At 67.6% G+C, this 19468-nt stretch carries 24 protein-coding genes and 1 tRNA gene; 8 read left to right on the top strand and 17 right to left on the bottom strand.

Features of this window, described 5'->3' with window-relative positions; genetic code table 11:
• Window positions 1-20 precede the first annotated feature (20 nt).
• The 9 genes from OHA98_RS00405 to OHA98_RS00445 all read right to left on the bottom strand — a co-directional run bounded on the left by OHA98_RS00405 (window position 21) and on the right by OHA98_RS00445 (window position 4499).
• Complete coding sequence (locus tag OHA98_RS00405; RefSeq protein WP_266922083.1) at window positions 21-335, bottom strand: SpdD-like protein; 315 nt, start codon at window positions 333-335, stop codon at window positions 21-23.
• A gap of 27 nt (window positions 336-362) precedes the next feature.
• A complete protein-coding gene (locus tag OHA98_RS00410; RefSeq protein WP_266922084.1) occupies window positions 363-518 on the bottom strand; it encodes a hypothetical protein in 156 nt (51 codons plus the stop codon).
• Between the two features lie 12 nt (window positions 519-530).
• Window positions 531-722 carry a mobile element transfer protein gene (locus OHA98_RS00415; RefSeq protein WP_266922085.1) on the bottom strand — a complete coding sequence of 64 codons (192 nt, stop codon included), beginning with the start codon at window positions 720-722 and terminating at the stop codon, window positions 531-533.
• A gap of 5 nt (window positions 723-727) precedes the next feature.
• Entirely contained in the window at window positions 728-913 is a 186-nt protein-coding gene (locus OHA98_RS00420; protein WP_266423594.1) for a hypothetical protein, read from the bottom strand.
• An 18-nt stretch (window positions 914-931) separates the two neighbouring features.
• Window positions 932-1597 (bottom strand): DUF2637 domain-containing protein, encoded by a 666-nt coding sequence (locus tag OHA98_RS00425; protein ID WP_266922086.1) that lies wholly within the window; start codon window positions 1595-1597, stop codon window positions 932-934.
• Complete coding sequence (locus OHA98_RS00430; RefSeq protein WP_015577979.1) at window positions 1597-1782, bottom strand: hypothetical protein; 186 nt, start codon at window positions 1780-1782, stop codon at window positions 1597-1599. Before OHA98_RS00430 ends, OHA98_RS00425 begins: the two co-directional genes overlap by 1 nt.
• Window positions 1783-1862: 80 nt before the next feature.
• Complete coding sequence (locus tag OHA98_RS00435; protein ID WP_266922087.1) at window positions 1863-3218, bottom strand: FtsK/SpoIIIE domain-containing protein; 1356 nt, start codon at window positions 3216-3218, stop codon at window positions 1863-1865.
• A 2-nt stretch (window positions 3219-3220) separates the two neighbouring features.
• Complete coding sequence (locus OHA98_RS00440; protein ID WP_097894091.1) at window positions 3221-3580, bottom strand: hypothetical protein; 360 nt, start codon at window positions 3578-3580, stop codon at window positions 3221-3223.
• A 139-nt stretch (window positions 3581-3719) separates the two neighbouring features.
• On the bottom strand, window positions 3720-4499 hold the full coding sequence (locus OHA98_RS00445) for a GntR family transcriptional regulator (RefSeq protein ID WP_266922088.1): 780 nt from the start codon (window positions 4497-4499) through the stop codon (window positions 3720-3722).
• Between the two features lie 18 nt (window positions 4500-4517).
• Between OHA98_RS00445 and OHA98_RS00450 the strand changes: the two genes are divergently transcribed.
• The gene (locus OHA98_RS00450; RefSeq protein ID WP_266922089.1) at window positions 4518-4982 is read left to right on the top strand and encodes an NUDIX hydrolase; all 465 of its coding nucleotides are present in this window, start codon (window positions 4518-4520) and stop codon (window positions 4980-4982) included.
• A gap of 458 nt (window positions 4983-5440) precedes the next feature.
• Here OHA98_RS00450 and OHA98_RS00455 read toward each other — a convergent pair whose 3' ends face one another.
• Window positions 5441-6448, bottom strand: coding sequence for a hypothetical protein (locus OHA98_RS00455; protein ID WP_266922090.1), 1008 nt, complete (start codon window positions 6446-6448; stop codon window positions 5441-5443).
• Window positions 6449-7764: 1316 nt separating this feature from the next.
• Between OHA98_RS00455 and OHA98_RS00460 the strand changes: the two genes are divergently transcribed.
• The 3 genes from OHA98_RS00460 (at window position 7765) to OHA98_RS00470 (ending at window position 10264) form a co-directional block, all read left to right on the top strand.
• Entirely contained in the window at window positions 7765-7980 is a 216-nt protein-coding gene (locus OHA98_RS00460; RefSeq protein ID WP_266922091.1) for a hypothetical protein, read from the top strand.
• A 390-nt stretch (window positions 7981-8370) separates the two neighbouring features.
• Entirely contained in the window at window positions 8371-9471 is a 1101-nt protein-coding gene (locus tag OHA98_RS00465; RefSeq protein WP_266922092.1) for a DUF3578 domain-containing protein, read from the top strand.
• A gap of 427 nt (window positions 9472-9898) precedes the next feature.
• Window positions 9899-10264 carry a DUF6009 family protein gene (locus OHA98_RS00470; RefSeq protein ID WP_266922093.1) on the top strand — a complete coding sequence of 122 codons (366 nt, stop codon included), beginning with the start codon at window positions 9899-9901 and terminating at the stop codon, window positions 10262-10264.
• Between the two features lie 531 nt (window positions 10265-10795).
• On the opposite strand, the gene OHA98_RS00475 is transcribed toward OHA98_RS00470, so the two are convergent.
• The 5 genes from OHA98_RS00475 to OHA98_RS00495 form a co-directional block, all read right to left on the bottom strand.
• Window positions 10796-11350, bottom strand: coding sequence for an IS5 family transposase (locus OHA98_RS00475; RefSeq protein ID WP_266922094.1), 555 nt, complete (start codon window positions 11348-11350; stop codon window positions 10796-10798).
• Window positions 11351-11573: 223 nt separating this feature from the next.
• Entirely contained in the window at window positions 11574-11882 is a 309-nt protein-coding gene (locus OHA98_RS00480) for a hypothetical protein (RefSeq protein WP_266922095.1), read from the bottom strand.
• Entirely contained in the window at window positions 11879-12622 is a 744-nt protein-coding gene (locus OHA98_RS00485; RefSeq protein ID WP_266922096.1) for a GntR family transcriptional regulator, read from the bottom strand. Before OHA98_RS00485 ends, OHA98_RS00480 begins: the two co-directional genes overlap by 4 nt.
• A complete protein-coding gene (locus OHA98_RS00490) occupies window positions 12619-12843 on the bottom strand; it encodes a hypothetical protein (protein WP_266922097.1) in 225 nt (74 codons plus the stop codon). Before OHA98_RS00490 ends, OHA98_RS00485 begins: the two co-directional genes overlap by 4 nt.
• 523 nt (window positions 12844-13366) lie before the next feature.
• Window positions 13367-13645, bottom strand: a complete 279-nt coding sequence (locus tag OHA98_RS00495; RefSeq protein WP_266927619.1) for a hypothetical protein — start codon at window positions 13643-13645, stop codon at window positions 13367-13369.
• A gap of 78 nt (window positions 13646-13723) precedes the next feature.
• Here OHA98_RS00495 and OHA98_RS00500 point away from each other — a divergent pair, with 78 nt between their 5' ends.
• On the top strand, window positions 13724-14479 hold the full coding sequence (locus OHA98_RS00500; protein ID WP_266922098.1) for a GntR family transcriptional regulator: 756 nt from the start codon (window positions 13724-13726) through the stop codon (window positions 14477-14479).
• A 162-nt stretch (window positions 14480-14641) separates the two neighbouring features.
• On the opposite strand, the gene OHA98_RS00505 is transcribed toward OHA98_RS00500, so the two are convergent.
• A tRNA-Ser gene (locus OHA98_RS00505) sits at window positions 14642-14728 on the bottom strand.
• A gap of 86 nt (window positions 14729-14814) precedes the next feature.
• A complete protein-coding gene (locus OHA98_RS00510) occupies window positions 14815-16320 on the bottom strand; it encodes a S1C family serine protease (RefSeq protein WP_266922099.1) in 1506 nt (501 codons plus the stop codon).
• A gap of 198 nt (window positions 16321-16518) precedes the next feature.
• On the opposite strand from OHA98_RS00510, the gene OHA98_RS00515 reads away from it, so the two are divergent.
• The 3 genes from OHA98_RS00515 (at window position 16519) to OHA98_RS00525 (ending at window position 19180) form a co-directional block, all read left to right on the top strand.
• The gene (locus OHA98_RS00515; RefSeq protein ID WP_266922100.1) at window positions 16519-17346 is read left to right on the top strand and encodes a glycerophosphodiester phosphodiesterase; all 828 of its coding nucleotides are present in this window, start codon (window positions 16519-16521) and stop codon (window positions 17344-17346) included.
• A 53-nt stretch (window positions 17347-17399) separates the two neighbouring features.
• Entirely contained in the window at window positions 17400-18005 is a 606-nt protein-coding gene (locus tag OHA98_RS00520; RefSeq protein ID WP_266922101.1) for an ATP-binding protein, read from the top strand.
• Window positions 18006-18214: 209 nt separating this feature from the next.
• Window positions 18215-19180 (top strand): DUF5926 family protein, encoded by a 966-nt coding sequence (locus OHA98_RS00525; RefSeq protein WP_266922102.1) that lies wholly within the window; start codon window positions 18215-18217, stop codon window positions 19178-19180.
• Window positions 19181-19468: the final 288 nt, after the last annotated feature.

Consider the following 19468-nt stretch of genomic DNA (forward strand, 5'->3'; position numbering starts at 1 on the left):
CGAGGCTGCCCGGGGGCCGGTCAGCGGCGTTTGGCGTCGGACGCGATCAGGGAGCGCAGGACGACCGTGCAGACGGCGACCGAGGCGCTGGTGACGGCGACCGCCAGGAGCAGCGAGACCAGGACGGTGCCGACGACCAGGACGACGGCAGTACCGGCACCGACGAGCGCGACCGCGGTGCCGGGGGTGAGCTGTACGACCGGACGGGACGGCGCAGGGGCGGCGGCGGGTGCCGGGGCAGGCGTGCCCGGCGTGATGGTGGTCGGCTGGACGACGGCGGGCGGGGTGACCAGGCCCGAGGGCTGCGGCATGGTCGGGATCTTGGGCTGGAACATGGGTGGTTCTCCTCTCCCGGGCGCGGGTTACTTGACGGCGGTGTCGATGACGGAGGCGAAGAGGCTGTCGGCGAGGAAGTAGCCGCCGAGGAGGAGCACGCAGATCAGCCACACCGGCGGGCGGAAGAGCTTGATGCCGAGGTAGCCGACAACCAGCAGGGCGATCCAGAGGGGAACGTCCATGGACGCTGTCTCCTAACGGACGGTGCAGCGGTGGGTACGGGCGGCGAGTTGGGCGGCGGTCCGGCTGGAGTAGTCGGCGGACCAGCCGCAGCGGTCGGCGGTGCAGACGGCGGCGTGGGCAGTGCGGCCGGTGCGATCGCGGCGGGTGCCGATCTGCACCGGGCCGATGCGCATCAGGGAGTGGAAGCTGTCGCGGGCGGGCATGCCGGTCAGCCCCTGTCGGTCGTCGGGTCGGTGTACTGGGCGCGGATGCTGCGGGCGTTGGCCGGGTCGTCGACGCGTCGTGCGGCTTCCTCGGCGAGCAGGTGGGCGAGGAAGGGGCGTCCGGCTGCGGCCATCTCACGCGCTCCGTCGAGGTAGTCGGCCACGGTCAGGTCGGCGGGATCGTGGGTCATCTCAGTTCTCCTTTGCGGTCAGCTGAGGCGGGCGGCGATAGCGTCGGCGAGGTGGGGCGGAACGCCGAGGCGGGAGCGGAGGGTGTCGGTGTCGATCGGTGATCCGGTGCGGGTTCGGTACTCGTCGGCGACCTTGCGGGCGTGGTCGATCAGCACGGCGGGGACGGGCGGATCCGGGTACGGGGCCGGTGGCGAGGACAGGGCCGTTGTCGCAGGGAGTTCATCGGCCGGGGATGGGATCGGGGCGGCGTCAGGCACACGCGTCGGCCCGACATCCTTTGTCTCCGTGACGGCGGCTGACGGAACCGGCACCGGCTTCCCCGGCGAATGGGCGAGGAGAGTGCCGCCGAGGAACGCGAGTGCGGGCCATCCGGCGATGCCGAGCCGGAGCGGAGCCGGCGGGTCGGCCAGGTCGAGGAACCCGGCGGTGGCGACGTTGGCGCCGAGCGACGCGAACAGGGCGATCAGGAACCAGCACCAGGCCAACCGGGACGGACCCTCGCTGCGCAGCCGACGCCAGGCGGCGACAAGGAGCAGGTCAACGCTGACCGGGTAGGCCCATGCCTTCCAGCCGTCCTGTCCGGCCGCGGCGGCGAGGTCGTGCAGGTGCGCGAAGGACAGAGCTCCGGCGATAACCGCCTGGATCAACACCGCGTCGATCCGGAGACCGTGCCGGGCGCCCATCAGGAGTCCTCAGCGGGGTCGGAGTCGTCCGGGAACGTGCCCGGCGGCGGCTCCGGCAGCGACACGGCGAGGGACGGGCTGACGACGTCCACGAAGTCGAGGTCGGCGCCGGCCATGTCGGCGTACAGAGCGAGTTGGCCGAGCAGAAGCACGGTCCGGGCGAAGTCCTCGCAGTCGGGGCACATGGCGGTTCTCCCTTCTCTGGGCATGGCAGTGGTAGGGACTCGGCGCGAAGACGGTCACGCCTACCGGGTGGGGGGAGAGATCAGGCGCTGGCCGGAGAGGCCTTCGCCGACGGCACAAGCTCGGTGGCGGTACCGGTCGTGGCGGGCCGGAAGGGGGCCAGCTCGGGCAGGTCCGGGGTCCTGTCGGCGTACCGGTTGCAGAGGTTCACGGCCTGGCGGAGCGAGGTGTGCGGAGCGCGGATGCGGTGCCAACCGCCGGACGCGTCTCCCGCGATGGCGAGGCCTCGCAGTTCGGCGGGAATCTGGATGGCGGCGAGGACCGCGTCCGGGGCGATGTCGCCGAAGGCCATGTTGGCGGAGGTCTCGTCGTTGAGACGGTGGGCGGTGCGGCCGGTGAGTTGGGCGCGGAGCATGGTGATGCCCTTGCCGAGTTCGGAGCCGAAGCGCTGTCCGCAGATTTCGAGGTAGATACCGGCGGCGCGGCCGAGCTGCGCGAGACGGACCAGGGCGGTGATGATGCGGTCCCGCCGCCTCTCCTCCTCCTTCGTTGCGTACAGCGCGAGTTCGGCCACCTCGTCGACCAGGACGACGACCGGGGTCGGGCGGAACTCATCAGGCAGGTCCCAGATGTCGGCGGCGATCTCCGCGTCCGGCACATCGACGGTGATGCGCTGCTGGGTACGGATGAGGCGGTAGACGTCCGCCATCCGCGCCACGAGTGCATCGAGGAGTTCGGCAGCGGTGTCCGGGCTGTCGGCCAGCGCTGAGAACCGGCGCGCCAGCGGGAAAAGTTCGACCCCTTGCTTGCAGTCGATGCCGACGAGGGCAACGTTCAAAGGAGCAAGGCCGGCGACCAGGTTGCGTTGGTAGACCGACTTGCCGGACTCCGTGGCGCCGAGGGTGAGGGCGTGAGGTATCGCGCGGTAGTCGCGGTAGTGCACCGACCCGTCCTCCCGAAGGGCGACCGGTACCCGCATCGCCCGGGTCTCCGTCTCAGCAGGCATCTGTACCCGCTTGAGCACGTCGTATCCGGTCATCCGCACCTCGACGACACCGGACCGCACCTCACGCGAGGTCACGCCGAACATCGAGAACGAGTGCCGAAGCCGGTCCGAGGCCGCAGCGATGTCGAAGACGTCCTGCCCGGGACGGAGCTTGAGTCGGAGGACCAGGCCGGTGCGAGTCGGCCGCAGTCGCCGGATACGCGGTGGGCGGGGCTCAGGTATCGGCTGGTTGGTGGCCCGAGCCAGAGCTAACCGCCACCGCGCCGGCGGAACGGTCAACCCGCACGCGTCCATGACCGAGCGGTACCGGACCAAGACCCGCAGCGCGGCCAGAGTGACCCCGAAGGCCAGCCAGTACCAGGCGGGCCGCCGCCACCGCAGGAGACCCGCAGCGGCGACGACCAGCACCAGAGCGACCGTGAAGGCGGTCATGATCAGGCCGCCTTCGACCCTGCGGCGGCGACGTCGGCGAGCGAGGTGACCGCGACCGCGCGGAACGCGATGCCGTGCCGCCGCTGACCGTTGAAGTCGTTCTCCCACGGACGTGCGACCAGGCCGGTGAGCGCGACCGGCGTACCCATGGACAGCTCACCGGTGATCCCGGGCTCCGGAACGGTGACGGACAGGATCTCCACCTCCTCATTCGCCGCGAACATCACGTCCACGGTCATGAGCTGAGCACCGGTCTCCATGTCGGTGGCGATCTCACCGGTGCGGCGGTCACGGACCTTGACCTGCGGAATCTTGGCGACCATCACGACAGCGCTGGAGGTGTCTACGGGAATCTGACGCACAGCAGATCACTCCTCTATAGATGCTGAACTCCGCCACTCATGTACATGAGTGACATGAAGAAGAGTGCCTGACTCCTGTACATGAGTCAACCCGCCGCGAAGAAGAACTCACGACGGGTTGCGGGAAGTTGAGCGGACGTCAGTCGTCGGCAGGGATCCGATACTCGAAAACGAACTGGTCAGCGGCCATGAGCGTGTCGCACACCTCGACCACCCGACCCGCAGTCGTACGGGCCTCCCGGATCAGGTGAACCACGGGCGCACCGGGACTGAGCGCCAGTTCCGACGCCTCCGACTTCGAGGCCGGGCGCGCTTGCAGCGTCTCGACGAACTCTGCGAACTCATGCCCGTGGTCTTCGAGTCGGGCGTAGATGCCACCGCCCCCGGGGTTCTCGGCGAACAGCTCGGGGATCTCCTTCACCACGTCCCAGGGCAGGTACGACGAGGCGGTTTCCACCGGCGTGCCGTTACGGAAGTAGAGGCGCCGGCGGGCCAACACCTGTGTACCGGCGGGAACTCCCAGACGCTCGGCGGCATCCTCGGGCGCGTCCATGGGACCGATGTAGAGGACGCTGACTTTCGCGGTGGCGCCGGACTGTGTGGACTCCGCGAGGTAGGCCGCCTGGCCACCTCGCCGGAGCGAGCGCCGGAAGCGATCGGAGGAGCGGTGCCGTACGGGGGGCCGGTTCTTCACGATCGAGCCCTTGCCATGCCTGGTCTCGACGAGCCCACTCGCTCGTACCTCGACCATGGCCTTACGGATCGTCCCGCCGGAGACGCCGTAGCGGTCCACCAGCTCGGATTCGCTCGGCACCATGTCGCCGGCCTTGAGAACCCCCGCCCGGATCTGCTGCACGAGGTCATCAGCGATCTGCACATACCGAGGACCGGAACCGGCCCCTCCCGCCGCAGTTCCCATAGCCCTTTCCTGCCTCCTATGCTCCTCTACATGAGTCAACCACAGGAAGCGGCACCCACTCCCCTGCACTCCGTGTCCGTCGCCGGAGTAGTGGTGCGCGAGGACGGCCGTCTCCTGGCGATCCGCCGAGCCGACAACGGCACCTGGGAGCTCCCCGGCGGCATCCTCGAACTCAACGAGACACCGGAAGCCGGCGTTGCCCGCGAGGTCTGGGAAGAGACAGGCATCCACGTCGAGGTGGACCAGCTCACCGGCGTCTACAAGAACACGACCCGAGGCATCGTCGCCCTGGTCTTCCGCTGCAAGCCCTCCAGCGGCACCGAGCGCACATCAAGCGAGTCGACAGCCGTCTCCTGGCTCACACCCGACGAGGTCAGCGAGCGCATGGCTGAGGTCTACGCGGTCCGTCTCCTGGACGCCCTGGATGGCAACGGCCCTCACGTGCGGAGCCACGACGGCAAGCAGCTCATCACAGCGGGATAAGACTTTCTCTACTTCATCAAGGCACCCGGCTGCGCTCCGCTCCGCCGGGCGCGCTTCCCGGCTCTGGCTGCGCCCGCGCTCCTGCCTTCGGCCCGCTCGGCGCTGCCGCCGCCGACGCGCGCCCGCAGTGGATAGGCCCGTGGGGCATGAGACGAGAACCAAGCCCGCGGCTTCAAGACATGCCCCCGGCGGGGGCGCGAAGACCCCGGGATGGTGGGGGCGCCGTTCGCGAGTGCCGGCCGGAACGTGGCGAGCGTCGTGGGCTCCCATCCCGACCACCTCCGACCCAGGCAGAGCCGAGCAGTCACGGCCCAGGGCGTCAAGGTCGTTCGTACAGTGGCGCGCTCCACCTTGACGCCCTGAACCGCGACCGCTCCACCGTGTGTGGGTCGGAGGCGGACGGGATGGGAGCTGGGGTGAGTGGTGAGTTAAGGCACCCCCAAGCATCACCCCACGGGTCAGTATGAAGATGGCACGAGCGCACCCGGTCGAGGAATCGACCGATACACAGCAAACGGAATAAGAGAAAATCCAGGGTGCTGCGGAAGATCAATGAAACCGATCCTGCCCAGATTACGCATCTGCGAGTTCATGACCTCCGCAAAAGCCCCTCGACTTACGGTGTCATTCTTCTTCATAAAATCCTGGTCAGGAAGATCTGTTTCCTCAGACCCATAGCTACCAACGCTACCAACGAGCGTGAGTTCCTGATTCTCCGCCCCATAGCGAGCAAGAAGGATATCGGCTTCACTGTCGAGGTACTGCCTCCCCTCCTGAAGGCGAGCACTAATCAGAACATCTTCTGCCGGAGTCAAGTTGATGTGAAGCCCTGGACTGAACATCCCCTTAGATACTTGAACAAAGGATCGAAGCATCTTTGGGGTAATTCCAGCCATAGGGGGAAAGTCGGGGATCAGGTCTTCCAACTGTTCGGTACTCGATGAAACTGCACCCTTACCCGTCGGAGACTGCTTACCTCCCCCTGGCCTCCCCTGCCCCTGCTTGCCCTTTTGGGGCGCGGGAGTGGTTCCGTCGAGAGAGAAGCCAAGTCCAGCCAGGCCAGCGTTGACAGACGCGAAGGCCGCAAATGAGGCAGCCACATAGCGTGCATCAAAGAAGGAACCCATCGCTGTGACTCTAACCAAAGAGCCAGGCGGATATGACTTCTTAAGCCCGCCGGAACTCCATTGCCCCAAGTCGGATACCTCAAGCGAGATATCATGAAGAATCCCTTCCGTCTCAAGAGATTCCTCAAGCATAGGGAACAGGGCGTCACCCATCGATTTATTCGTATACGTCTCATCCGAAGACCCTTGAAAATGTTGGGCAGCAACCCGAGGTCCCACTGTGGTCCTCTTCTCGGTTCGCCCCGTCTGCCGCGATTCTTCCGCAACACCCCCATCCAACTGGGCCAACATCGCACGCACCTTATTGGTGTCAACGTAGAGAAATTCCCGCAGGATCACTTGGCCCCTCCAAGGTCAGATGGGCCAACCTTAAGGCTCTGGAGCGAGCGGTGGAGCAGTATCGGCAGCACGGCAGTCGATCGAGGGACAGCACTCCGCGGTCGCGCCTGGGAACGCGGATTGGCTCGCCCCATGATTCGGAGGCGGGGCCGTCAGGGGTCCGTGCGAGGGTTCACGATGGCGACTAGAGATGACAACTGGCGACCCAGCAACCGCCAGGTCAGCGCGTTGAGCGCAAGAAGGGGCGCAGGTCAGCGACCCCGCCCCTCACTTCTTCGGCCATTTGATGGAACTCGACCTGGCCATTGAGGCTCCGCCCGACCGTGCAGGCCCCTTGAGGTCGCAGTCATGACAAGCCCCCTGGTGCCTGACGATCACCTTGGCGATCGCGAGGCCTTCGGCGCCTTCCTGGCGCGTCTTCGTGCCAACTACGCAGCCAGCGGCCAGCAGTGGGAGAACTTGACGCTGGACAGGTTCCTGGAAGCCCTAGAAGCGTGGGTCGCTGCGTCTCCGGGGCTCTACCGGAACTTCGGGTACGACCTGCCCCCCGAAAGTGACTGGAGGTTCTTCGCTCGTGCCCTAACTGCCGCTCGGATCTACGAATAGCCCTGATTGGCACCGTGCCCATGGGGTGCCCGACCGAGCGGCGACCGATACAGCACCGCAGGCCCCATCGACCTTGGCGCCAGCGGTTGACCAGGGGGCGTCGCACCATCCCCGGTTGCACAACTCTCGTGCCAGAACGGGCGGGGACTCACGGGGAACAGCGGTCCAGAGGAGTGCTTCCGCCGACTGGCTGTCAGGCTGGAGAACGCGCAGGTCATGTCCACTCTTGCCCCTCTCGCCCCTAAAGCAGTGGTCGGCAGCCGCCGCGAGCTTCGCGTGCCCACTCAGAGGGACTTGGGCAGCGCGCTTGGTCAGGTCATCGAGACTCCGCACGCCGAGCGAGTGGGCGCCCCTTCGGAAGCGATCCGCGCGCTGAGACGTCACCAAAGCTCAGGGGGGCTGGCCAGTCGGGCGGCAGGTTGCAGAGAGCGCCCGTTCCGTCACCTTGAGTGACGACATTGTCCAGCCATGGAAAAAGATCAGGCCATAATGCAAAACAGCAGGTCAGATAGGTGGGCCCCCTTGATCTAGGGGCTGGTTAGGCCTCGAATTCAGCCTCCACGGAAAACGCCGCCGGCGCTAGCACGCTCTTGCCCCGCCACGGCGATGCGCCTCTCACGCATGATGACTGCAACAAGCAACCCACCTGGCCGCTCAGGCTTCCCGGCGAGTGCGGCAGGTGGGCTGGAACTTCCCTAAGGAGGCTCATCATGAGTTTTTCCCTGTCCCCCCAGGGCCTGTCAAGCCAGGGCCGCCGTCTCTGGGTCATCACGGTCATCGTGATCGTCTCGATCGCGTGGCGGCCGGTGGGCGATCTCGTGAGCGCATGCGCGGCCGCAACAGGAGTGCTCGGGCTGGCTACCGCACTGCGCCAGCGAGAAGCGACTCAAGAACGAGGGGCAGTGACCACCGCTCATGGTGCCTGAACCACCGCAACGGGGCACTCTCAGCCGCACCCGATAGCGGAGCTGGTACCGACGGCGACAGGGCTTGGCGGTGGTACAGCAGCGAAGTACAGCAACCACGGCAACCGGCCCCGTCTGGTGGCGGCGCCGAAAGGCTGTAGCGCAACCGACTTGACCGTCATCAACCGATCCACATAGAGCTACGGATCAGAAGGTATCCGTGCCCGACCGAGCGGGGAGCCACGGTCAATCACGGGTGCCACGGCGAACCCTAGGGTTCGCCGTGGCACCCGATTCTGCTGGTCAGCGCGCCGATATGGGCACAATGCCCGCTGATTCCCAAGCTCAGCGGACATCTATTCAAGTATGAGCCTCAGTCCGATGTCGGTACCCCAGGCTACGGTTCGCAGCGTGGATGAACTCTTGAGCGTGGTACTCGACCTTCAGAAGGTGTGGCAGGCCAAGAACACCGAACCGATGAAGCGCCGCGGTGTCGTCATTCGGACCGAGATCCGCACGTGGCTGGCTGAGCACGCCAAGGCTCTTGCCGTAGCCATGGGCATACCGCTCGACGATGTGGGAGTGGAGGGGAAAGATGGGGCTGGCCAGAGGGCCGAAGTCGCATGGGCCCGGGTCTACTCGAAGAGCAGGACCCCGAGCGCAACCGAGGGCTGGTACATCGTCTATCTGTTCAGCGGTGACGGCGAACGCGTCTACCTGTCGCTCAACCAGGGCACGACCGAGTGGATCGCCGGCGAGCTCAAGCCCCGTGAGCCCGCTGCCCTGAAGAAGCGCATCAACTGGGCCCGCCCGCTCATTGGACAAGTGGCCGGCGAGCGCTCCGACTTGCTGACAGAGATACGTCTCAACGCACGCACGAAGCTTGGCAAGGGCTATGAGCCTGGCAACGTCGTGGCCATCGAGTACCAGCGCGATGCCATCCCCGACTCAGATGTCCTGAGCGAAGATCTGCTCTTCATGGCACGGCTCTTGGGGCCCCTCTACAAGGCCGCGGACAACGCAACCTACGTTCCTGGCGACCTTCCGGTGGAGGTCCGAGAGGCAACCCAGAGTGCGGCGACCACTGCGAACCGCAGGAGCGCTCGCAAGGGAGGTCAAGGGTTTCTCCTGACCGCTGTCGAGCGCAGGGCCATCGAGAGGCACAGTGTCCTGCTTGCCACGGAGCACTTCGAGGCCCAGGGATGGACTGTGAAGGACGTTGGCGCCAGCAAGCCGTACGATCTGCACCTGGCGCGAGGGGACGAGAAGCTTCACGTAGAGGTGAAGGGGACCACGTCCGACGGTAGCCAGGTCATCCTGACGAGGGCCGAGGTCGAATGGCAACGCAAGTTCGCGCCAGACAACGCCCTTGTGATCGTCCACTCCATCGAACTGGATCGCACCATTGAGCCTGTGACCGCGACCGGTGGAGTCCTCCACTGCACCTCGCCGTGGATCATTGAGGAGGAGACCTTGACCGTCATCTCCTATATCCACCGAACCGGACTCTGAGGCGGCTGGTGAGCACGCGACTTTCTGACGCGGTCGGTATGGCGCCGGAGTGCAGCAACCGGCCCGACCACAGCCAGCCGCCCGCGCACCTGGGAGCCCGTCCTGCTGGCCCGGCGACCATCAGTGACCCTTCGCATCGAGTGACAGTCAACAGCAACGACAGAGCGCCTTTTGGAGCCGTCTCGGGGCCGTGAAGGGGCGCTGAACGATGACCGACACTGACAACAGCCGACAGCTCAGCCGCAGGTCACGGCGTTGATCAATTGGGTGACCGCTGGTCGGGAACCCGGCAAGTCACTTCCTGTGCAACAAGAAGCAGCGGCCTTCTCGGACCTCATGGCGGTGTCGGACTGGGGAGGCAGGCATGCGAAGCACGGCGCATGGGGAGGGTGCCAGGCGGGCAACCGTGTCTAGCTTAGGAGGGGCCGTGTCGAAGGATCGTGCAGCTTTGGAGCACGAGGAACAGATCGTCTGGACCGAGGACGTGGGCGGCTTCGACTACGTCCGCCAGACAGTAGCCCGCTTGTCCACGACTCGGCAGAAGCCGGTGGCATGGCGCGGAACGGGCCGACGGGTGGGCTACTCCGTGCTCAAGTCGGATGCTCCGAGCGAGGACATGCCCGGCAGGTTCGTCCGCCGGGTGTTCTGGGTGAAGGACTACGATCGTTCCGAGCTGCCCAACGGTACGTACGGGACGTCCGCGCCCAGTGAAGCCGTCGATCCGCGGACGGTCGCGCCGGGGGTATGGGGCGAGCTGACCGAACGCGCCTGGGGCGGTCCGCTGCCCGACTGAGCGGGCATCCGGGGTGGCGCGAGCCACGACGATGACTGCTGCTGACGTAGTCGGGAAGAGACCACCGCGCCGCGTGGTGGTCTCTTCTGCGTTTGGGAGCTGAGTCGCGATCTGAGACGCGATGAGCCACGATGCTCACCTTGAGGGCACTCCCTCTGACCTGCACTGAGACGCAGTGAGTCGCGATGAGTCACGGTAAATCAGAAACTAGTGGTGTTCCTGCCCCGGAAAGGCGATCACCGACGAGTGGACACAGGACAGCGGCATCCTTCGGCACATCAAGGACGTCCGTCAGCTGCCCTCGCCCCGCGTCTCTGTATCGCGAGGCCTGTCCCACTGCTCCTCCCTTCGCTGGCATCCGCGCCCGAGGAGGCCAGCCCTAATGTCTGTCTGTCCCACACGCACGCCCTCGGGAGCCAAGGCCTCTCATGTGGCGGGGTAGACAGAGGCCCGACAGCTGTGCCGTGTCCTGGTTGGCCATTACTGTGACTCCAACGGCAGCTCACCAGCACATGCCTCGCCGGAAATTACTTAGAAGATGTCCCACGTGGTGAGCTTCGCGAGTCTCTTGTAGCAGGTCAGGGTTGTGGCGAGGCCGAGGAAGGCAAGGAAGTGGCTGCCTTTTCGTTCGTACCGGACGGTGAGGCGGCGGTAGCCGAAGAGCCAGGAGATCGACCGCTCGCTCTTCCAGCGGTGCCGGCCGAGCCGCTCGTTGGCCTCGATACCGGGACGGGCGATCCGCGCGATGAGGTTCCGGCTGCGGAGCCAGCGAAGGTGCTCTGCGGAGTAGTACGCCTTGTCCGCGCGGACCTTCACCGGCTTCCTCCGACGTGGTCCGCGCCGGGAGCGGACGGCGGGAATGCCGAGAATCAACGGCTTGAACGCCTGGCTGTCGTGCACGTGCGCGCCGGACACCGCGACGGCCAGCGGCAGGCCCTGGGCCTCAGACAGCACGTGCAGTTTGCTGCCCTTCTTGCCGCGATCGACCGGATTCGGCCCGGTCAGCGAGCCCCCCTTTTCGCCCGCACCGAGGCGGCACCGACGATCGCGGACGTCCAGTCCAGCTCGCTCACACCAGATGCGCACCAGTTGGCACAACCACGAACAACCATGGACGCCAGCGGACCATCAACGCAGGTGGCAGATACGGCAGCCACGCACTGCGGTCATCCCAAGTTGGTTCGGGATGATGCAGTCCTCAGGCCGTCCAAGGTCGACGGATGTCGGCCAACACAGCCAGAAGCCTATGGCGCCTGAGCTGGTCAGAGCCATGGGCCTCTCTTGCTGTGCTGGTCGGCGGAATCGTAGATCAATAGGCGGACTCACGCGGATCGCTCGTTGCCCGGAGGTGGCCGCGGCTCGTTGCCACGCGGTAGACGTCCCTCAGAGCCTCGGTCAGCTCTGTGATCAGGCACCGCATCTCGTCGAGCGACGTGGCCTGGTTGTCGAGAGCTTCTGAGGCTTCTTCCAACAGTTCACTTGCGGTGCCGAGTTGCGCGGCTTCGATGCCGTCCGCAAGGCGGGACATGTAGCTGGCCGGGTCGTCAGTGCTCAGGTAGCAAGGCTTGTCCCCCGGGCCCGACCACGGGAGGAGCCGAAGCTCGTTCGGTGTTGTCATCCTTGGGCTGGCCTCTCATTGAGCACGTGGTGGGCGGTGAAGACGGCGTCGACTCGGTCTCCTGGAAAGGCCAGAAGCGCGGCTTCAACGACGCGACCGGTGGCGTCGGTGGCGATGCGCGTGATCGCGAGAACGGCCATGTTGTTTCCGATCCGGAGGGCCGACGCTTCGTCTGGGGTGGGGGAGCGGGCGCAGACTGTCTCTCGGATGGTGGCCGGCGACGGGCCGAGGACGGCGAATCGCGTGGCTGCCTCCCGGCACACGGAGTCGTCGTCGAGGACTCCGGCCGGGGCCAGGTCGCGCGGGATGTAGATGCGGGCCAGGCCGTGCGGCGACCCGTGTTCGAGGCTGAGGCAGGTGTACTCAGCGAGAGGGCTGCCCGTTGGCACCTTCAGCAACGTGGTCAGGTGCACGGAGGCCGGAACCGTGGTGCTGCGAACCGTGATGCGCAACGTTGGCTCAGCGGCGGTCCAGGGGTCCAGCGTGCCCCAGCCTCCGACGTACATGATCTTGCGGCGGGGGTGACGTACGTAGTTGCCCTTTCCGTGGATCTTCTCGACGAGGCCTTCGCCCTGGAGCACGGCGAGAGCGCGTCGCAGGGTCACCGTGCTGACCCTGTAACGGGCGGCCAGGCCGGCTTCGGACGGGAGACGTTCGCCGGGCTTGATACTGCCCGTCGTGATCTGGTGGCGTAGGTCGTCGGCGATGTCGTGATGGCGTCGGGACACGGAGCCGGTCACCGCCTTCTCAGCAGTCGCAGGGCGATGAGCCGGGTACGGGCGTGTATGGCCAGCAGTTCGCCCGACTCGAAGACCAGTTGCTTGGCTCCGTGGGGGAGCTGGAAGAGGTCTCTCACTCGGCAGGCCTGACCGCCGAGTTGGATGATGTCGCCGCGCTGCACGGTGGCCGCAGTGACCTCGACGGTGGAAACCAGTGCACCACCGGGGGCTGGGGCCCTCATGCCATCACCTTCACGGGCACGGACGGGTCTGGGGTCGAGTGGCACGGGCAGATGCACACTTCGTAGATCACCGGTACCTCGTCCGTCGCCGCAGGCGGGGACGGCTCGTTGCAGGAGTGGTGCGTGCCAATCCAGCAGGCGATCGAGCGGTAGGGGACGGAAGTCGTGCCCGTCGGGTGCGGTTGTCGGCGAGGAGGCATCAGTGGGCCCCCGCGAGGGCCGACCAGGCATCGGCCGGCAGGTGCGGGGCAACGAGCACAGTGCGCGTCCGTACACACTCCTCCCACGCCAGCAGGTACGGCCGGACAAGCGCGACGTCCTCTCCCCTCAGCGAGTAACGATGGACCGTGCCGACCGGAGTCCGCCCCAGGGCGACGGTCGAAGCGTCAGCGGGTGCGAGGCAGGCGCGAGGGGCCAGCGGCCGGGAGGGTGTTAGGGGGCGACGATGCCGACCCTTGGGGAAGCACCGCTCTCTGGCAAGCGAGGCGGCACGGCGGATACGGTTGAGCACGCTGTTCAGCTCCTATCGCTGATAGCCCGGGCCCCCGACATCGCCCGTCGTGGGGACCGTTTTGCGTACGACCGCCCATAAGGTGCGGCCGTTCAAGCTGGTGGCCAGGAGCCCGAATCGATCGGCCTCAGCCACCGCCTCCAGGACCTCCCGCCATGAATCGGCGGAGAGCGTGTCCGGTACCTCTGCCTCGACCGTCGTGAACCGGGTGTGCTCCTCCACGCGCGGGCGGAGGCCAGCAGCAGACAAGCGGGCGGCGAGAGCCGCCGCGGTCACTCCCGAAGCGGACACAGTCCACCCTCCGTCGCCAGCGATCACGTTCAGTAAAGCTAGTTAACTAGGTTAGAGCTAGTGGACTAGATTTTCCATATGTCTGAGCAACCGCCGTACCTCCGCATCGCCGACGAACTCCGGCGGCGCATCGCGGAGCACGTCTGGGAACCGGGTGACCGCCTCCCATCCCGCGCCCAGATCGGCCAGGAGTGCGGCGTGGGCGAGAACGTGGTGCGCAGGGCACAGGAGTTGCTGATCTCCCAAGGAGTGCTGGAAGGCCGGGCAGGATCGGGGACGTACGTCGCCGAGCCCCGGCAGCGCGTGAGAGTCGTCCGGTCGTCGGCACGTGAGCAGTCCAGTGGATCCCCGTTCCGCCAGGACATGAAGGCCCTTCGCCGACAGAGCGACTGGGAGAGCCGGACCGACGCGAAGGTGCCGGCCCCAGCGGAGATCGCGTCGCGGCTCGGGGTCGCCGAGGGCGAGCTGTGCGTGCGTACGACGTACGAGTTCCTTGCGGACGGGAAGCCGGTCCAGCTGTCGACGAGTTGGGAGCCGTACGCCGTCACTGGCGGCACCCTCGTCGTTCTCCCCGAGGGAGGGCCCCACGCGGGGGCCGGGGTCGTGAACCGCATGGCCGCGATCGGAGTCACCGTCAGCCACGCGGTGGAACAGCCCGAGCCGCGGCGCGCGACCGCCAAGGAAGCATCGCTACTCGGCATCCAGAAAGCCGCACTCGTGACGCACATCCGGCGGACGTACTACAGCGACCAAGGCCGACCCGTAGAGACGGCGGACATCGTCGTGCCCGCAGCACACTGCGAGATCGTCTACGAGATCCCGATCAGCCGCTGACGAGCTGACCCCGGCAGCTCCAAAGCCGTGCCCCAGCCGTGCCCCCCGCGTGCCCCTGCCGTGCCCGATGGAGCGGGAAACCAGAGGGAAGAGCGGTGACCGGCAGGACCGGGCATGGCAAAGGCCCCCGACCATACGTACTGGTCAGGGGCCTCTCGCCTGCGGTGGGTGTGGGATTTGAACCCACGGTCACATCGCTGCGACGACGGTTTTCAAGACCGTTCCCTTAGGCCGCTCGGGCAACCCACCCCGCGTCATCGGCGCGTCGGGCCCCGGGGCCCGACGGTTCGACCAGCCCTTCAGGGGCGGTTCGACGCGTGGGACAGCCTAGCCGGTCAGCTGTCGCCCTTGCGCTCGCCCAGGGTGACTTCGGCCGTTGCCGTTCTGCCGTCGCGCTTGTAGGTCAGCGTGACCTTGTCACCCGGCTTACGGGTCCAGATCTCGCCGATCAGGGTCGGGCCGCTGTCGACCACGGTGTCGTTGAACTTCGTGATGACGTCGCCCGCCTTGAGGCCGGCCCTGGCGGCGGGACCGTCCGGGGTGACCGCCGGAGTGCCGCCCGCGCCCGCGGCCGAGATGGCCGCGCCGCCGGTCTTCTCCTCCATCGTCACCGTCGCGCCGATCACCGGGTAGACCGGCTGACCGGTCTTGATCAGCTGCTCGGCGACGTTCTTCGCCTGGTTAATCGGGATGGCGAAGCCGAGGCCGATGGAGCCGGCCTGGGACTGGCCGACACCGCCTCCGCTGGTCGACTGGATCGCCGAGTTGATCCCGATGACCGCGCCGCCCGCATCCAGCAACGGGCCGCCGGAGTTGCCGGGGTTGATGGAGGCGTCGGTCTGCAGGGCGCTCATGTACGAGTTCTTGTTGCTGGAGCCGTCGCCGGAGGCCACCGGGCGGTTCTTCGCGCTGATGATGCCCGTCGTCACCGTGTTGGACAGGCCGAACGGCGCACCGATCGCGATGGTCGAATCGCCCACCGCGACACTCTCCGAGTTGCCCAGGGGCAGCGGCGCGAGACCCGACGGCGGCTTCTTCAGCTTCAGCACGGCCACGTCGTAGCCCTGCGCACGGCCGACGACCTCGGCGTCGTACTTCTTGCCGTCGGAGAACGTCGCCGACAGCTGGCCGCTGTCCGCCGCGGAGGCGACCACGTGGTTGTTGGTGAGGATGTGGCCCTCCTTGTCGTACACGAAGCCGGTGCCCGTACCGCCCTCACCGTCGCCGCCCTGGGCATCGATGGTGACCACGCTGGGCAGCGCCTTCGCGGCGACTCCGGCCACGGTGCCGTCCGCGCGCTTGAGGTCCTTCGGGGTGTCGGAGGCGGCGACCGTGGTCGACCCGGAGGAGCCGCCGTTGCGGTCGGCCGCCCAGAAGCCGAGGGCTCCGCCGATGCCGCCCGCGACGAGCGCCGCCACGACCACGGCCGCGATCAGACCGTTCGCGCGGGGCTTGCGCGGCGCGTCGGACGACGGAGCGACCGGAGCACCCCACACCGGGGCACCTGTCCCGCCACCGGCGTACGACGGGACCGCCGGAGGGGGAGGGGGCGGCCAGGCACCCGCGGCGGCCGGGGGCTGCGGCGCGGGGTACGGCTGGTGGTGGGGCGGCTGGGGCGGGGGCTGCGCCGACTCCGGCCGGGTCGGCACCGGCTGCGCCGGCGCCTGGTCCTGGTACGTGGTTTCCGCACCGGGATCCGCGACGGGCCCGTCGGCCCGCGCCGCGGGCGTGACTCCGTCAGGGGTGCCCTCAGGAGTGGCGGCCGGCACTGGAGGTGCGGACGGAACGGACGGTACGGCCGGAACCGCGTTGCCCTCGTTGCCCTCGTTCTCGGTGCTCACAGCTCTTTTACTCCTCGGTTCCACTCGGCATTCGGCAAGAGATCCGCTGTGCACGTGTCTGCGGTCAGCTTTTCCCACAGCACGTCGGGCCACTGTAAGCAGGACCTGTGCATCCGCACACCAATACTTACATCAGACAAAACAGTCCTCCGTGACGACGTGCCCGCGCCCGACGCGTCACGGTGACACCATGACGCGGTGACCCACGCACGGCAGCACACCCCGCAGACGCCCATCCAGGTCATCGCCCACCGCGGAGCCTCCGACGACGCACCCGAGCACACCCTTGCCGCCTACCGCAAAGCGATCGAGGACGGCGCCGACGCCCTGGAGTGCGATGTCCGGCTCACCGCGGACGGCCAGCTCGTCTGTGTGCACGATCGCCGGGTGAACCGTACGTCCAACGGCCGCGGCGCCGTCTCCGCCCTGGAGCTCGCCGATCTCGCCGCTCTCGACTTCGGTTCCTGGAAGGACCGCGAGGAGTCGCCCGACTGGGATCCGGTGCCGGGCGAGCTCACCTCCGTACTCACCCTGGAACGGCTTCTGGAGCTGGTGACCGAGACGCGGGCGGCCGGGCGGCCGCTGCAACTGGCCATCGAGACCAAGCACCCCACCCGCTGGGCCGGGCAGGTGGAGGAACGCCTCCTGCACCTGCTCAAGCGCTTCGGCCTGGACGAAGCACCGGCCGAGGGCCCGTCCCCGGTACGCATCATGAGCTTCTCCGCCCGTTCGCTGCACCGCGTCCAGGCCGCCGCGCCCACGCTGCCCACCGTCTATCTGATGCAGTTCGTCTCCCCGCGGCTGCGCGACGGGCGGCTGCCCGCCGGGGCGCGGATCGCCGGACCGGGGATGCGGATCGTACGCAGCCACCCCGGTTACATCGAGCGGCTCCACCGCGCGGGACACCGCGTGCACGTCTGGACGGTGAACGAACCGGCGGACGTCGAGCTCTGCGCGCGCCTCGGCGTAGCCGCAATCATTACGAATCGCCCGAAACAGGTCCTGTCGCAACTGGGTCGTCTTTAAGATCAGTTACGGGGAGTGCACCGGCGCACTCAGCGAGTGCCCGATCGTTACGAGTGCGTCACCGGGAGGGCTTTGACCGGTTTCCGGTTCAGCCCGGTGGGGCATCCAATCCGTGGCGTGGGGCAAAGGAGGTCTCGGGGGTGGCGTTTGTGGTGGCACAAGAAGTGCCCACGTCGTCGAGCATGGCCGTTCCCCATGGCCCTGCCGGCGTGGGCAAAGCGCGACACCGTATGCGTGAGCAGCTGCGCAGCAACGGGGTGTCGGACGCGGTCGTCGACGACGCGGTTCTGATCCTCTCCGAACTTCTCAGCAACGCCTGCCGGCACGGCAGGCCGCTGGGGTGGCAGACGGAGATCGGTGACGGCGATGTCCGCGCCGCATGGCACATGGACAGAACCGGCGGACTGACCGTCGAGGTGACGGACGGCGGCGGGCCGACCCGGCCCATCCCCTCCACCCCCTCGGTGACGGCACGGGGCGGCCGCGGGCTCAACATCATCAGCGCCCTCGCACAGGAGTGGGGCGTGCGGGACGACTCCTCGGGCGAGGTCACCGTCTGGGCCCTCGTGTCCGCCGGGCGGCACCGCTTCAACGGACTGGGCGGGCTGGCCGGCTTCGACGGACTGGAGTTCGCCGAAGCCTTCGACGACGCGAGCTGACGACACGGGCCGAAGGCGCGGGCCGAGGGGGCGTGGGCCGGGACCGGCGTACGCGCGCGGCGTCGGCGGGGCGCCCTGTGAGAGCCGGCCGGGCCGCACACCGGCAGGGCCCGGTGGCGGCAGTCGTACAGGCGGGTGTGACCCGGGGAGGCAGCGGCGGGCTAGGCTCGCGCCGAGACCGCACTGTCGCAAACGGGAGAATGCCCACCATGGCCAAGAAGCGCCCTCAGACCAAGGCCGGGAAGCAGCAGCTCAAGGACGGTGAGATCCCGGTGGTCGGGGCCCGTGAGCCCTGCCCGTGCGGTTCCGGCCGCCGCTACAAAGCGTGTCATGGACGCGCCGCCGCCCAGGCCGTGACCGAGCTCGTCCACCGTCCGTTCGAGGGCCTGGCCGGTGAGTGCGACTGGGTGTCCCTGCGCGAACTGGTGCCCGCCGCCACCGTCGCACTGACGCTGAAGGACGGGCTGCCCGAGGGCGTGCCGTCCGTGACGCTCGCGACCGTCCTGCCGATGGCCTGGCCGGCCCTGCGCCGCGACGACGGCTCCGTCCTGCTGGCCCTGCAGAACGACACCTCCTCCGGCGACCTCAGCCGGGACCTGGCGGACACCCTGCTGCGGGCGCTGGAGACCGAGCCCGGTTCTCCGGTCACCGCCCGGCGCGTGCCCGCGGACGGACCTCGGCTGCAGGACCTCCTCGACCCGGGCGCCGCGTTCGCGCCGGTCGTCCACTCCGGCTTCGAGTTCTGGGTGCCCGACGCGGAGAACGCCACCCCCGAGGTGTCCGCGTCCCTGGAGCGCGCCAACGCCGCCGCGATCCCCACCACGCTGCTCTCCGGTGTGGACGCCGCGTACTGGTGCGAGACCCCGGAGAAGAACCACCTGCGCTGGGTCATGCCGCACCCCGAGGAGCAGCTCCTCGACGCCCTCGCCCGGCTGCACGCCGCGGGCACCTCCTCGCTCGGCGAAGGAACCAGGCTGGTCGGCTCGTTCCGGGCGCACGGGCTGATGGTCCCCGTCTGGGACCTGCCGACCTCGATGGGCGCCGAGGCGTGCGAGAAGCCCGCGGTCGAGTTCGCGGAGCGGCTCGCCGCGGCACTCGCCTCGGACGCCCCGCTCACCGCCGAGGAGCGGCGGGCGCGCGGCGGGCTCACGAACCGCCAAGTGACGCTCAGCTGACAGTGACGAAACCTGCGACCGCTTGGTGACTCGCGTCACAACTCCTCGTACCCGCAGGTAAATCACTGTCCGAATAGGCGAGATCGAATTTGCGAACGGCAGATCTCTTGTTACCGTTCTAAAAGCCCGGTCGCTGGTGCATCCCCCGTCGCCAGCGATCGGGCGTCCTCATTTTCCGGACGCGTTCTGCGTACGACCAACGCGCACACGGTATGTTCCGCCCACCGTAGTGCGGCGACCGGCCGAACGGCCCTGGCCTACCGGCCACGAGAGGCCGCCCGGAACCAT

The organism is Streptomyces sp. NBC_00654, assembly GCF_026341775.1.
GTDB lineage: Bacteria > Actinomycetota > Actinomycetes > Streptomycetales > Streptomycetaceae > Streptomyces.